Below are 14,612 nucleotides of genomic sequence, written 5' to 3' on the forward strand. Positions count from 1 at the left end.
TTTATGCCCCGTGAAACAGGGTATGTTTTTGTGTTGCATCATGTTGCACGGGGGTTTTCACGCCCATGGCCCTGATCCTGATCCGTGCCGATGCCAGCCCGGCCAAGGGCACCGGCCATATCATGCGCTGCCTGGCATTGGCAGAGGCGCTGCGCGATCAGGGTGACCGAGTGGCCTTCGTCACGGCGGAAATCACGCCGTCGCTGGCAGACCGTCTGCGTGAGGATGGCTGGGACCATTACCCCGTGACCGGTGACGATCCGGCGGCCATCCTGAACCTATCACACCGGCTGAACGCCGACGCGCTGGTGGTTGACAGCTATTGGCTGGATACCGACTGGCGGGCCGCCGTGCGGCCGGGCTTCCGGGTGGTACTGGCCCTGGATGATCTGGCCGACCGGCCCCTGCATGCCGATCTCGTCTGGAACCCCTCACCCCTGGCCCCCACCCTGCCCTATGACCGGTTGGCCCCCGATGCGGCGTGCCTGTTCGGGGATGCCTATCTGTTGCTCCGTCAAGAGATTGCGCGGGCGGCTTCAGGAACACGCCGGCCCCTGGCCGACCGGGACAGCATATTGCTGACTTTCGGCGGCTCCGATCCCGCCGGCCTGACAGTACCCGTGGTCAAGCGCCTGGCCCCCACCCTGCCGGCCGGCACTCATCTGGATGTCGTGGCAGGCGGCAGCAACCCGGCCCTGGACTGCATCCGCGCCGCCTGCGCCCGCTTTCCCGATCAGGTGCGGCTGCATGTGGACAGCCGGCGGATGGGTTCCCTGATGGCGGGCACGGGTCTGGCGGTAACGGCGGGTGGCGGCACCGTCGCCGAACTGGCGGCTCTGGCCGCGCCCACCCTGCTGGTCGTTGTCGCCGACAATCAGGCCCCCGCCGCCGATGACGCTAGGGCCAGAGGCTGGGCCGCCATTGTCGATGCGCGGGAACACCGGATGGCGGCGGACGCCATCACTAACAAGGCACTTTTGCTCTGGTCCGACCTTGCGGCCCGCACCACCCTGTCCCACCGCATCGCCGCCGGCGGCATCGACGGGCACGGGGCGGAACGGGTGGCGGCGGCGCTGCGGGCGCGGCTGACGGCTTAAACCAGCCCCTCCAGCACCGCGCGCAAATCGGCGGACAGGCTGGCGGGTCGGCGGCTGTCGCGGTCGACATAGACATGGATGAAGTGCCCGGCGGCGGCGGCACTGTCGCCCCCCTCCCGGAAAATACCGACCTCGTACCGAACGGAGCTGTTACCCAGATGGGCGACCTTGATCCCGGCCTCCAGCGTATCGGGAAAGGCCACCGATGCGAAGTACCGGCACCCCGTCTCCACCACCAGCCCGATGGTCCCGCCGCCATGGATGTCCAGCACGCCCTTTTCGATCAGATAGGCGTTCACCGCCGTATCGAAGTAGGAATAGTAGGTGACGTTGTTGACATGACCATAGACGTCATTATCCATCCAGCGCGTGTCCAGCCGGCGGAAATGCCGGAAATCAGCGCGGGTCGGGGCGATCGGACGGGACATGGGCCTGTTTGCTCCTGCTGATATTTTGAGTTCCGTCACGATGGCCCGGTCGGGTGCCCGACGGAATGCCAAAACACTCAACTCATCTTGCGGATCACGCCTTCTTGCGCCGTGCTGGCGATCAGGCGGCCCGTGCGGTCATAAATGCGGCCATGGTTCAGGCCGCGCCCGCCACCGGACCAGGGGCTGTGCGTGGAATAAAGCAGCCAGTCATCGGCCCGGAATTCCCGCTCATGCAGCCAAACGGCATGGTCCAGGCTGGCACCCTTTGCCGTGCCCGCCAGCCAGTTCAGCCCATGCGGCAGCAGCGATGATCCCAGCAGCACCATGTCGGAGATATAGGCCAGCACCACCCGGTGCAGGTCGGCATCGTCGGGCAGCGGGGCGATGACCTGGAACCAGACATGCTGCACCGGATCGTGTGGCTGCCCATCCGTCGGGTCCACCCGGTTGACATGGCGCAGTTCCACCGCGCGACGGCGGCGCAGAAAGGCCTGGGCCGGGGGCGGCAGCTTGTCGATGAAGCTTTTCACGATCTCCGCCTCGGGCGGCAAGTCTTCCGGGCGGGGCACGGCAGGCATGCGATAGTCGCTATGAGCCAACCCCTCCTCCGGCCGATGGAAAGAGGCGGTCAAGGTCAGGATCGGTTCTCCGCCCTGGATCGCCTCCACGCGGCGGGTGGCAAAGCTGCGGCCATCGAAATCACGGTGCACGCGCAGGTCGATGGGGAAATTCTCATCCCCACCGCGCATGAAATAGGCATGCAGGGAATGGGCGATGCGGCCCCCCTCCACGGTGCGGATGGCGGCTGCTAGGGCCTGCGCCACCACCTGTCCGCCGAACACGCGGCCCTTGCCGCCGATCTGCCGCGATCCCTGATATAGGTCCGGCCCCTGCTCACTGATCGTCAGCAGGCGGACCAGCCGTTCCACCATCTCTTCCGGGCCGGGGCCCGTCTCTGCCGCTTCCATCGCGGTTACCCCATGTTCAAACATACGTATTACTATCCCGGTCAGGGGGCTTGGCTGGCAAGTCCGGTGGCGGCATGGGTGAATTGCTTGTAGAAAGTCCACCGATCCACATTGCTGCCTGGGACTATCATGGACCGCCTGACCATCGACGCTTCGCCCCGCCCCCTGATTGAGGGCGCGCCCGCTGTTTCCGCGCTGGGCTGGGGCATGTGGCGTTATCATGATGATGATGTGGCCGCCGCGACGGCACGGTCCATGGCAGCGCTGGAGGCCGGGATCACCCTGTTCGATACCGCCGATATCTACGGTTTCGGCCATGAACACGGCTTCGGCGCGGCAGAGGCTTTATTCGGTCGCGTCCTTGCCACCAATCCCGGCCTGCGGGACCGGATCGTGTTGGCCACCAAGGGCGGCATCCTGCCCCCCATTCCCTACTGGTCGCGCGGGTCGCGCCTGATTGAGACCTGCGAGGCGTCGCTGCGCCGGCTGGGCGTGGAGACCATCGACCTTTATCAGATCCACCGGCCCGACCTTCTGGCCCATCCCGCCGAACTGGCCTTAGCATTGGACACGCTGCGCCAGCAGGGGAAGATCAAGGCGGCGGGCGTATCCAACTATACCCCGACGCAGTTCGCGGCCCTGGCCGCGCACATGCCCTTCCCCCTGATCTCCATCCAGCCGGAATTCTCCCCCCTCCACACTGATCCTCTGTTCGATGGCGTGCTGGATCAGGCGCTGGAACGGAATCTGGCCGTGCTGTCCTGGTCGCCGTTGGGCGGGGGGCGTCTGCTGGGTGTGGCGGATGACACCCGCACCCAGGCCGTGACCGCAGCGCTCGACAAGATCGCCACCCGCCAGGGGACAACACGCGCCGCTGTCGCCTATGCCTGGGGCATGGCCCACCCGTCCCGCCCCATCCCCCTGGTCGGCAGCCAGACCCCGGATCGTATCCGGGAGGCCACCGACGCCTTCAAGGTGGAGATGACAGGGGCCGAATGGTATGCGGTCCTGGTCGCCGCCATGGGCAAGCCCCTGCCTTAATTGTCCTCAATCGCCGGCGCTGCATCCGCAGCTCGGGCTTACGCCGCACAGGCGGCACGGCGGCAGTCGCCGCCGGAACTGTTTCCGGTCGTCAACCGGAAACAGTTCTAACGGCCCGCCCGCCACCCGCGCAGCAGCAGGGCATTGCCGACGACGCAGACACTGGAGGCCGCCATGGCCGCCCCCGCCAGCATCGGGTTCAGCAGCCCCGCCATGGCCAGTGGCACGCCGACAATATTATAGATGAAGGCCCAGAACAGGTTCTGCCGGATCTTGGCAACGGTCCGGCGGGACACGGCAATGGCGTCGGCCACCAGGGCCGGATCACCGCGCATCAGGGTGACGCCAGCTGCCCGCATGGCAATGTCCGTCCCCGTACCCATGGCGATGCCGATATCGGCGGCGGCCAGGGCGGGGGCGTCATTGATGCCATCGCCGACCATGGCCACCACCCGCCCGCCGGCCTTCAGCCGGGCCAGCGCCTGTCCCTTGTCCTGCGGCAGCAGTTCGGCCAGCACCTCGTCAACCCCTAGCGCCGCCGCCGTCGCGGCCCCTGCCCCGGCATTGTCACCCGTCAGCATGACCGTCCGGACACCCAGAGCCTTCAGCCGGGCAATCGCCGCCGGCGCTGTTTCCTTCACCTTGTCGCCAAAGGCGATCAAACCCAGCGCCCTTCCATCGGCAGCCAGCCAGGACAGGCTGCGTCCCTGCGCCGTCTGGCCCCGCGCCACCGTCTCCAACGCCGAAACGTCCACGCCCCGTTCCGCCATCAGCCGGGCATTGCCCAGCAGCAGCGCACGCCCATCCAGCGCCCCCTCCACGCCCAGCCCCGGCAGGGTACGGATGATCTCCGCGGCCCCTACGTCGGGCATGGCATCGCGCACAGCCTGCGCCAGCGGATGGCTGCTGCCAGCCTGAAGCGCGGCGGCAAGACGCAGGACCGTGTTCTTGTCCGTGCCGGCCACCGGCTGCACCGCCACAATGGCGGGTCGGCCTTCGGTCAGTGTACCGGTCTTGTCGAATGCCACGATACCGATGTCCCGCGCCCGCTCCAGCGCCTCCGCGTCCCGGATCAGGATGCCCGCCCGCGCGGCAACTCCCGTCCCCACCATCAGGGCCGTCGGCGTCGCCAGACCCAGGGCGCAGGGACAGGCGATGACCAGCACGGAAACAGCATTGACCATCGCCGCCTCCACCCCGGCACCCGCCAGCAGCCAGCCCAGAAGGGTCAGCAGCGCCAGGATCAGGATGACGGGCACGAACACGGCGCTGACCTTGTCCACGACGCGCTGGATCGGCGCCTTGGCGGCCCCCGCCTCCTCCACCATGCGGATGATGCGGGACAGGGTGCTGTCGGCGCCCAGCGCCCTTGCCGTCACCGCGATGAACCCGTCCAGGTTCATCGACCCGCCCGTTACAACCGCACCGATTGACTTGGCGACAGGCAGGCTTTCGCCGGTGATCATGCTTTCGTCCAGATGCGTGGCACCCTCCAGGATGGTGCCATCCACAGGTACCTGTTCGCCGGCCCGGACCAGTGCCACATCACCGCGCCGCAATTCCGCGACGGGCAGCGTCACCTCCGCCCCGTCGCGGCGCACCCGCGCCATCTGCGGGCGCAGCGCCATCAGCGCCTCGATGGCCGCACCCGTCTTGCGCTTGGCCCGCGCTTCCAGCCAGCGGCCCAGCAGCAGCATGGCAACGATGGTGGCCGAGGCCTCGTAATAAAGGTGCGGCGCATGCCCCTCATGGGCATTCAACGCCATCCAGCCCGACAGGCCCCACCCCGCCAGCGTGCCCAGCACCACCAGCACATCCATGTTCGCCGCCCCATGCCGGATAGCGTTCCAGGCTCCGACATAGAAGGGCCAGCCCAGGCCAAACTGCACGACGGAGCCGAGCAACAGCTGGGCCCATGTCGGCAGCACTGGCCCGCCCAGCATGGGCAGCAGCAGCGGTGCCGACAGCAGCAGGGCCAGGGCGGCCCGTGCGCCCTCCGCCATCACTGGCTCACGCACCCCGCCGGTGGCGGGCGGGTCATCCTCCGCTGCTGCCGGTGCCGCCCCGTAACCAGCCGTCATGACGGCGGCGATCAGATCGGCTTCCGCCACATCCGCCGCATCGATCAGAGCGGTGTTGGTCGCCTGGGAAATCTTCACATCAATGACGCCCGGCACCGCCCGCAGCGCCTTTTCAACCCGCCCGACGCAACCGGCACAGCGCAATCCCGTCAGTTTCAGGCGCGTCGGCTCGACCATCGGCGTGAAGCCGGCGGCGCTGATGGCGGCGACCACTGCCGCCGGCATCCGGGCGTCGGCTTCGGCAGAGGGCGTCACCATCACCCGCCCGCTGGCCAGATTGATGCTGACGCCCTCCACGCCGGACAGTTTGCCAACCGCCTTCTCCACCCGGCCGACACAGGAGACGCAGTTCATGCCCTTCACGGGCAGGGACAGGATCGCAGCAGACATTTTACCCCCGAACCAGAGCAGGCCGGATCAGGCAAGCATGGCGGAAAGCGCCAGTCATTGACCAGCCGCAATCCCCGCCCATCCGACAATGTCTCAAGGTTCTGAACCTTCCCACGATGGCAAGGTCAAGGGGCTAATTCAGCCGTAATGAAAATAGCCCATGGCTTGGGTGCCACGGGCCATTTCCTGTTACCTTCTATAATGATTTACCCTGCGTCCACATAGCGGCCACGGATGGTCATGATGGTGGCCGACAGGCCGGCGCTGATCGCCACGGGCACCATGGCCATGGCCACACCCGCCGGTCCCCAACCCTGCCCCAGCAGGTGACCTGCCACGAGCGGCCCGGCGATGGAGCCCAACCGTCCCACTGCGATAGCAGCACCGGTCGCCAGCCCCCGCACCACGCCGGGATAATAAAGCGGTATGATGCCATAGAGCGAATATTGCGCGCCCAGCAGGAAGAACCCGGCCAACCCGGCCAGCACCAGCACCGGCACTAGACTTTCCGCCCCTGCAAGCCCGACCATGGCCAGAGCAAGACACGGGTAGGCAGCGATGATCGGGATGCGGGGGCCCATCCGGTCAACCAGAAAGCCGATTCCCCAGGCCCCGACGATGCTGCCCGCATTGAAGGCGAACGCCGCCCCAGCCCCACCGACCCCGCCAAGCCCCTTGGCCGCGACCAGCGACGGCAGCCAGTTCAGCAGCAGGTACAGGACCAGCAGCGTCATGCCGAAGGTGAACCAAGCCAGCAAGGTGATCAGCAGCCGTCCTTCCCCGAATAGGGCCTGCACCGCCCCCGGTCGTCCAGCCTGTGCGGCGCTGGCGGCGCGGCTGTCGGGCATCAGCACCCACATGGCGGGCAGCAGCAGCAGCGGCAGCACGCCACCGGCCAGGAAGATGGAGTGCCAGCCATATTGTTCCAGCAGCCCCGCCGCGAACAGCGCGGCCAGCGCGCCACCCGCCGGCATGCCGGAGAACATCAGGGTGATGGTGCGGGTCCGGCGGGCGGGCGGCGCGATCTCCAATGCGACCGCCACCAGACTGGGCATGGCGGCCCCCATCCCCGCCCCGGCGAAGAAACGATAGACGCCCAGCGAAACCGGTCCCGCTGCTACCAGTGTAGCCAGCGTGAACAGGCCGAAGATGGCAACACAGATCATCAGCAGGCTTTTCCGGCCCATCCGGTCGGCCAGCCATCCGCCCGTGAAGGCACCCAGGACAAGCCCGGCCATACCCGCCCCGAACACCACGCCCGCCTGCCCGGGCGTCAGGCCCAGTTGCGGGATCAGATAAGGGGCGGCCACGCCGATGGCCTGGATGTCGAAACCTTCCAGCAGCGCGATCAGAAAACACAAAAGCAGGGTGATGCCGCCGCGCGGCGTGGATGGGGCGGGTGCGCCCATGGGTAACCTCCCGTGTCGGCCCCTCGTCCCGGGGGCTTTCCATGAATTTCGCCCACTATACCGAATCTTGTTATTATGCATAATCATTTTATTGGACAAGTTTTGGCGTTAATGTTTCTAATTGCTTCGGGCCTTTCGGGGCACCTTGCCACCCAATGGGATGGCGTGATCGGGTGCGATGACCCCAGACGGCGGCCAGCAAAGACGACAGAACGTTCCCTCTTGTGCCGTCGTCATTATTGTTATATAACATAACTAAATAACGGGCCGATGGCCCATCCGGGAGGAATTGGCGCATGAGCACGCATCTGGATGCCGCCCTGTTGATCGGCGGCAAGACCCGTCCGGCCGTGGAAGGCCGCAGCTTCACCCGTCTCAATCCCCTGACCGGTGAGGTGGCCAGCACAGCCGCCGCCGCCAGCATCGATGATGCGCGCGAGGCGGCCGATGTCGCCGCCGCCGCCTTCCCCGCCTGGTCCGAAACTGGCCCCAATACGCGGCGCGCCCTGCTGCTGAAAGCTGCGGAGGCTTTGACGGCCCGCATGCCGGAGTTTATCGCCGCCATGGCCGCTGAAACCGGTGCCACTGCCGGCTGGGCCGGGTTCAATGTGACGCTTGCCGCCTCCATGCTGCGTGAAGCGGCCTCCATGACCACACAGATCAATGGGGAGGTGATCCCGTCGGACAAGCCGGGCTGCATCGCCATGGCGGTGCGCCAGCCTGTGGGCGTGATCCTGGGTATCGCGCCGTGGAATGCGCCCGTCATCCTGGGTGTGCGCGCTGTGGCAACGGCGCTCGCCTGCGGTAATGCGGTCATCCTGAAAGCATCCGAACTCTGCCCCCGCACCCATGCCCTGATCGGCGCAGCGCTGGCCGATGCCGGCTTCCCGGCGGGCGTGGTCAATGTCATCACCAATGCGCCGGAGGATGCCGGAGCCATCGTCGGTGCCCTGATCGACCACCCGGCGGTCCGGCGCATCAATTTCACCGGTTCCACCCGCGTGGGGCGCATCATCGCCGAACGCGCGGGCCGCAATCTGAAGCCGGTCCTGCTGGAACTGGGCGGCAAGGCCCCGTTCGTGGTGCTGGACGATGCCGATCTGGACGAGGCGGTGAAGGCCGCCGCCTTTGGTGCCTTCTTCAATTCCGGACAGATCTGCATGTCCACCGAACGCATCGTGGTGGACAGCAAGGTGGCCGACGCGTTCGTTGAAAAATTCGCCGCCAAGGCCGCCACCCTGGTGGCCGGCGACCCGCGTGAGGGCAAGACGCCGCTGGGTTCCGTGGTTGATCCGCATGCTGTCACCAGTATCCAGGCCCTGATCGACGATGCCGTGTCCAAGGGGGCAAAACTGTATCAACCGACCCCGACCAAGGGCACACTGATGTCGGCGGCCATCCTGGATCATGTCACGCCCGCCATGCGTATCTATGCCGAGGAAAGCTTCGGTCCCGTCACCACCATCGTGCGGGTGGATGGGGAGGATGCGGCCATCCGCACCGCCAACGATACCGAATATGGCCTGTCCGCCTCCATTTTCACCCGCGATGCGGCGCGCGGCCTGCGTCTGGCGCGGCGTGTTCAGTCCGGCATCTGCCATGTCAATGGCGCCACCGTCCATGACGAGGCGCAGATGCCCTTCGGCGGCGTCAAGGACAGCGGCTATGGCCGGTTCGGTGGCAAGGCCGGCATCGATGCCTTCACCGAATTGCGCTGGATCACGCTGGAAACGCTGCCCGGCCATTTCCCGATCTGATGAATACCCCTTTCAGGATGAATGAGATGAGCACCGCTGACACTGTCGCCTTTGATGTCGTGGACGGCATCGCCTGGGTCCGTTTCAACCGCCCGGAAAAGCGCAATTGCATGAGCCCGACCCTGAACCGTCGTATGCTGGAGGTTCTGGACGAACTGGAATTCCGCGACGATGTGGGCGTCCTGGTCCTGTCGGGTGAAGGTTCAGCCTGGTCCGCCGGCATGGACCTGAAGGAATATTTCCGAGAGACGGAGGAAAAGGGCCTGGGCGCCACCCGTCAGGCGCAGCGGGAAAGCTACGGTTGGTGGCGGCGTCTGCGCTGGTATCAGAAGCCGACCATCGCCATGGTCAATGGCTGGTGCTTTGGCGGCGGCTATGGCCCGCTATATTCCTGTGATCTGGCCATCGCGGCGGAAGAGGCGAAGTTCGGCCTGTCGGAGATCAACTGGGGCATTCTGCCCGGCGGTGGCGCCACCAAGGTGGTGGTCGATCTGATGCCTATGCGCGACGCCATGTATCACGCCATGACGGGTGAGGCGATTGACGGCCGGAAGGCCGCCGAATGGCGTCTGGTGAATGAGGCGGTGCCCCTGGCACAGTTGAAGGACCGCGTGACGCAGATTGCCAAGGTCCTGCTGGAAAAGAACCCGGTGGCGCTGAAGGCTACCAAGGATGCGGTGCGCCGGGTCAAGGAAATGACCTATGACAATGCCGAGGATTATCTGGTCCGCGCGCAGGAGGCAGCCAATTCCTATGACAATGACGGTCGCAAGGAAGGCATCCGTCAGTTCATCGACGATAAGAGCTACAAGCCCGGCCTGGGTGCCTATAAGCGGGGATAATCGTTGATACGCGAAAGGTCGGGCGCGCCGTCGGCGTGGCCTGACCTTGCGGCCTGTTCCGGTTTTGCCATGGGCTGTCCAATGACCTTGCCGTTCCTCCCCGCCCCCGATCCGCTGGCCTTTCAGGCGGCGGCACAGCCGGACAAGATCGCACTGATCGACCTGGCCAGTGGCCAGCGTTTCACCTATGCCGGTCTGGATACCGCCGTAAACCGCTGCTGCGCCTGGCTGTCGGACCAGCTGGGGGGCGTGGCAGGGCAACGCATCGCCGTCATCGGTCGCAATGACGCCGCCATGCCGGTCCTGCATCTGGCGGCGGCGCGGCTGGGCGCCATCTTCGCCCCCCTGAACTGGCGTCTGACGGTGCCGGAATTGGCGTTCCAGGTCGCGGACGCCGCCCCTGCCCTGCTGCTGGCCGACGCGGAGTTCATGGGCACGGCCCGACAGGCGGCAGATGGCTGTACCGGCACAGAAATTCTGGACCTGTCACAGGCCAATGCGGCCTGGAGCAAAATGGAGCCGGTAAGTCCGGCGATACCACCGTCTGTGGATCAGCCCTCCACCCTGCTCTACACCTCCGGCACATCGGGCCGACCGAAAGGGGCCTTGCTGACCGAAAGCAATCTGTTCTTCACAAACATCAATTTCGGTCTGATGAACCGCTTGAACGCCGACAGCGTCGTGCTCTGCGATATGCCGCTGTTTCATGTCGTGGGGCTGGTCACCATGGTGCGCACCCCGCTGGCCCAGGGCGGCACCCTGCTGCTGTCGCGCGGCTTCGATCCGTCGCTGACCCTTTCCCGCCTGTCGGATCCCGATCTGGGCGTCACCCATTATATGTGCGTGCCGCAGATGGCGCAGACCCTGCGCCAGCATCCCGATTATGACCCCGTCCGCCTGCGCCGCCTGGTGGCACTCTGCACCGGCGGTGCCCCCATGCCTGCCGCCCTGATCCAGCGGTTCAGCGAAGACGGCATCACCATCGCTGATGGTTATGGGATGAGTGAGGCTGGAACCGTACTGGGCATGCCGATCAGCGACCGTGCCCGCATCGTCGCCAAGGCCGGTTCCGCTGGTATTCCCGGCCCGACCCTGCGCCTGCGCCTTGTCGATGATGATGGTCAGGATGTGGCGGAGGGTGCTGTCGGCGAAATCTGGATCAACGGCCCCAACCTATCCCCCGGCTACTGGAACCGTCCCGAACTGCTGACCCTGGCGCAGCAGGGCGGCTGGCTGCGCACTGGCGATGCGGCCCGGCGCGATGCCGACGGTTTCTATTATCTGGTGGACCGCAAAAAGGACATGTTCATCTCCGGCGGAGAGAACGTCTATCCGGCAGAGGTGGAAGCCGCCATCCTGGAATTGGACAGCGTAGCAGAGGCAGCCGTGATCGGCGTACCGGATGAACGCTGGGGCGAGGTTGGCTGGGCCTATGTGGTGCCGCGCGCCGGACATGGCGTGACGGCGGAACAGGTCCTGTCGCACCTGGACGGGCGCTGCGCACGCTATAAGCGGCCGCAGCGGGTGTTCATCACAGACAGCCTGCCGCGCACCGGGTCGGGCAAAGTGCAGAAACATCTTCTGCGCCAACAGGCCGCGGACAGCACGAATCCCTCGAAATCCGCCTGACTTGGCGATAGTTTGCACCGGCAAATGCGCAAAGGTGGAGTGAGTGGTATGGATGAACGCGGCGGCATCGATCTTTCGGCCCTGCAGGGATCGGTTGGGTACAGGTTGCGGCGGGCCCAGATCGCGGCATTCACCCTGTTCACGCAGTTCATGTCGGAATTCGACATCCGCCCGACGCAATTCGCCATCCTCACCGTGATCCGCGATAATCCCGGCCTCAGCCAGTCGCAGATCAGCGACGCGCTGGGCCTGAAGCGGGCCAATCTTGTGCCGCTGCTGGATGGGCTGGAAGGGCGCGGCCTGCTGGTCCGCTCCCCCTCACCCGCGGACCGCCGCTCCTACTGCCTGCACCTGACCGACCATGGTCAGGAACGGATGCGGGAGATCCAGGCCCGGCACGACGCCTATGAACAGGAACTGGCCGCCTCACTTGGCCCCGCCGGGCGCAGCGCCCTGCTGGCCCTGCTGGACGGATTCAAGATGGCGGGCGGTGATGGCGGCGACGAGGGCTGACCCTCACGCCCGCCGCCAGACACGCCAGCCCAGCAGGGCCAGGACGATCGCCAGATAGACCAGCGGCTCCACCGGCCAGCTTTTCACCAGCATCACATAATGCACGGCCCCGGCCAGCACGGCGGGGTAAACCAGCTTGTGCAGCCGGTTCCAGTTGCGCCCGCCGACCCAGCGGATGGCGGCATTGAAGCTGGTGGCCGCCAGCGGCAGCAACAGGACGAAGCCCGCCATACCGATGGTGATATAGGGCCGCTTGATGATATCGGCCCAGATGGCGGACCAGTCCAACCCCTGATCCAGCAGCAGATAGACGGTAAGGTGCAGCACGACATACAGGAACGCGATCAGCCCGACCGCGCGCCGGTATTTCAGCAGCCCGATGCCCAATTCCCGGCGCAGCGGCGTGATGACCAGCCCCAGGATCAGGAACCGCAGGGCCCATTCGCCCATGGCATGTTCCAGCGTCTTGGCCGGATCGGCCCCCAGATCGCCGTAGAATATCTGGTAGACATAGAACAACGCCGGGATCAGCCCGGCCAGATAGACCGGCCAGGTCGGAAAACGCGGCTGGATACGCAGATTGGCGATGGCCATCAATAGAATTTCCGCAAATCCATGCCGGTATAAAGGCTCGCCACCTGATCGGCATAGCCATTGAACGGCAGGGTCGGGCGGCGCTTGGCGAACAGGCCGCCGCCATCCCCGATCCGCCGCTCTGTCGCCTGGCTCCAGCGCGGATGATCGACCTCCGGGTTCACATTGGAATAGAAGCCATATTCCTGCGGTGCCTGGATATTCCAGCTGGTGGCCGGCTGCTTGTCGGTCAGGCTGATGCGCACGATGGATTTGATGCCCTTGAACCCATATTTCCACGGCACGACAAGGCGCAGCGGCGCGCCGTTCTGGTTGGGCAGGTTCTCCCCATAAAGGCCTGTGGCCAGCAGGGTCAGAGGATTCATCGCCTCATCCAGCCGCAACCCCTCCACATAGGGCCAGTCAAGAATCTTGAAGAAACCACCCTGCCCGGACATTTCCGACGGGCGCACCAGCGTCTCGAACGCCACAAACTTGGCACCCGACTGCGGCTCCACCCGTTTCAGCAGGCTGGCCAGCGGAAAGCCGTTCCAGGGGATGACCATGGACCAGCCCTCAACACAGCGCATGCGATAGATGCGCTCCTCTATCGTCATGCCCTTCAGCAGATCATCCAGGTCATACTCGCCCGGCTTGCCCACCATACCGTCGATCTTCACCTTCCATGGCTTCACCGTCAGGCGTCCGGCATTGCGGGCGGGATCGGACTTGTCGGTGCCGAATTCGTAGAAGTTATTGTAGCTGGTGATGTCCTTCAGGCTGGTCGGCGTCTCATCCGTGCTGAACGGGCTTTTTTCCGCCGCCTGTGCCGCCCCCGCCAGCATCATGCCACCGAACCCGGCCAGAAGATGGCGGCGGTTCAGATATAGATCACGCGGCGTTACCTCACGCTCACTCAGATCGGGGGCATGGCGCAGCAGCATGGGGCTTTCCTCTGTGGGATGCAGGCACTGACAGACAGATATGCCGATGGGCAATGTCTGAACAGTGCGCCCCGTCACTTCCTGCGTCAATTTAGCTTCCGCGTTTGCGAGTTATTTGCAATATACCCGAAACCGATGGAGGATCGAATGCGGATCAATGCGAAGCTTTGGGTAGGTGTGGGCCTTTGCGTGGCCATGGGCCAGGCGGGCCTTGCGCTGGCGCAGGATCATCATGCCGGCCACGGCGCACCCGCCGCCGCCGAGGGTGGTGAGGGCGGCGAACTGGGTGCCTTTGACAATCTGTCCGAAGATCAGCAGCTGCAAGGCTCCCTGGGCCTGATCCGGGGTCACCTGTCGGTGGGTCGGGAACTTTATCAGGCCGGGCGCGGCGGCGATGCCGTCCCGCATTTCCTGCACCCCGCAGAAGAAATTTATGACGGTGCCCGCCCCGTGCTGGATACCCGCAAGGTCGGGTTCGAGGCTGACCTCGACGCCCTGGTCGCGCTCGCCCGCGCCAAGGCCCCGGCCGCCGATATCGCTAAGGCGCTGGACAAGGTCGAACAGGCCATCAGCAAGGCCGAAGCAACCATTCCGGCCGCCGACCGCACCAAGCCTGCTTTCCTGACCCCGGTCATCGCCACCCTGCTGCGCACGGCAGCGTCCGAATATGCAGCGGCGGTGGAAGATGGGGTGATCACCAGCCCTATCGAATATCAGGATGGGCGCGGCTTCTACGCCATCGCCAAGGTCTATCTGGCCCGTCTCTCCGCCTCGACGGCGGCCAGCGACCCGTCCGGCAACGCCGTGAATGCCCTGGAGAAGCTGGCCCCCGTCTGGGCAACCCTGCAGCCGCCCAAGGGCAAGGCCACCCCGCCGGGTGAGGTGTCGGCCCTTGTCTCCAATGTCGAACTGGCGTTGAGCCGGCTGCGGTAATTCA

Annotated in this window: 13 protein-coding genes; 7 read left to right on the forward strand and 6 right to left on the reverse strand. The window is 65.5% G+C overall.

The window, feature by feature from the left end; genetic code table 11:
- The first annotated feature begins 65 nt into the window (after positions 1-65).
- Positions 66-1,097, forward strand: coding sequence for a UDP-2,4-diacetamido-2,4,6-trideoxy-beta-L-altropyranose hydrolase (gene pseG, locus ABC729_RS19370; protein WP_495609249.1), 1,032 nt, complete (start codon positions 66-68; stop codon positions 1,095-1,097).
- On the opposite strand, the gene ABC729_RS19375 is transcribed toward pseG, so the two are convergent.
- Positions 1,094-1,525, reverse strand: a complete 432-nt coding sequence (locus ABC729_RS19375) for an acyl-CoA thioesterase (RefSeq protein ID WP_495609250.1) — start codon at positions 1,523-1,525, stop codon at positions 1,094-1,096. The two genes, pseG and ABC729_RS19375, sit on opposite strands and share 4 nt — an antisense overlap.
- A 77-nt stretch (positions 1,526-1,602) precedes the next feature.
- Entirely contained in the window at positions 1,603-2,520 is a 918-nt protein-coding gene (locus ABC729_RS19380) for an acyl-CoA thioesterase (protein ID WP_495609251.1), read from the reverse strand.
- Between the two features lie 105 nt (positions 2,521-2,625).
- Here ABC729_RS19380 and ABC729_RS19385 point away from each other — a divergent pair, with 105 nt between their 5' ends.
- Positions 2,626-3,537: an aldo/keto reductase gene (locus tag ABC729_RS19385; protein ID WP_495609252.1), complete on the forward strand. Its 912-nt coding sequence runs from the start codon at positions 2,626-2,628 to the stop codon at positions 3,535-3,537.
- A gap of 107 nt (positions 3,538-3,644) precedes the next feature.
- Here the strand turns inward: ABC729_RS19385 and ABC729_RS19390 are convergent, their stop codons facing one another.
- Together ABC729_RS19390 and ABC729_RS19395 are read right to left on the reverse strand one after the other, a co-directional pair.
- Positions 3,645-6,008, reverse strand: a complete 2,364-nt coding sequence (locus tag ABC729_RS19390) for a heavy metal translocating P-type ATPase (RefSeq protein ID WP_495609253.1) — start codon at positions 6,006-6,008, stop codon at positions 3,645-3,647.
- Positions 6,009-6,214: 206 nt separating this feature from the next.
- A complete protein-coding gene (locus ABC729_RS19395; RefSeq protein WP_495609254.1) occupies positions 6,215-7,417 on the reverse strand; it encodes an MFS transporter in 1,203 nt (400 codons plus the stop codon).
- A gap of 296 nt (positions 7,418-7,713) precedes the next feature.
- On the opposite strand from ABC729_RS19395, the gene ABC729_RS19400 reads away from it, so the two are divergent.
- The 4 genes from ABC729_RS19400 to ABC729_RS19415 all read left to right on the forward strand — a co-directional run bounded on the left by ABC729_RS19400 (position 7,714) and on the right by ABC729_RS19415 (position 12,158).
- Positions 7,714-9,174: an aldehyde dehydrogenase gene (locus ABC729_RS19400; RefSeq protein WP_495609255.1), complete on the forward strand. Its 1,461-nt coding sequence runs from the start codon at positions 7,714-7,716 to the stop codon at positions 9,172-9,174.
- A gap of 26 nt (positions 9,175-9,200) precedes the next feature.
- Positions 9,201-10,016: a p-hydroxycinnamoyl CoA hydratase/lyase gene (locus ABC729_RS19405; RefSeq protein ID WP_495609256.1), complete on the forward strand. Its 816-nt coding sequence runs from the start codon at positions 9,201-9,203 to the stop codon at positions 10,014-10,016.
- Between the two features lie 81 nt (positions 10,017-10,097).
- A complete protein-coding gene (locus tag ABC729_RS19410; protein ID WP_495609257.1) occupies positions 10,098-11,645 on the forward strand; it encodes an AMP-binding protein in 1,548 nt (515 codons plus the stop codon).
- A 48-nt stretch (positions 11,646-11,693) separates the two neighbouring features.
- Entirely contained in the window at positions 11,694-12,158 is a 465-nt protein-coding gene (locus ABC729_RS19415) for a MarR family winged helix-turn-helix transcriptional regulator (protein WP_495609258.1), read from the forward strand.
- Between the two features lie 3 nt (positions 12,159-12,161).
- Here the strand turns inward: ABC729_RS19415 and msrQ are convergent, their stop codons facing one another.
- A complete protein-coding gene (gene msrQ, locus ABC729_RS19420) occupies positions 12,162-12,752 on the reverse strand; it encodes a protein-methionine-sulfoxide reductase heme-binding subunit MsrQ (protein WP_495609259.1) in 591 nt (196 codons plus the stop codon).
- Complete coding sequence (gene msrP, locus ABC729_RS19425; RefSeq protein ID WP_495609260.1) at positions 12,752-13,675, reverse strand: protein-methionine-sulfoxide reductase catalytic subunit MsrP; 924 nt, start codon at positions 13,673-13,675, stop codon at positions 12,752-12,754. Before msrP ends, msrQ begins: the two co-directional genes overlap by 1 nt.
- Before the next feature lie 147 nt (positions 13,676-13,822).
- Here msrP and ABC729_RS19430 point away from each other — a divergent pair, with 147 nt between their 5' ends.
- Positions 13,823-14,608 (forward strand): 4-helix bundle domain-containing protein, encoded by a 786-nt coding sequence (locus tag ABC729_RS19430; RefSeq protein ID WP_495609261.1) that lies wholly within the window; start codon positions 13,823-13,825, stop codon positions 14,606-14,608.
- Positions 14,609-14,612 lie beyond the last annotated feature (4 nt).

The organism is Niveispirillum sp. CC-CTL257 (genome assembly GCF_059489915.1).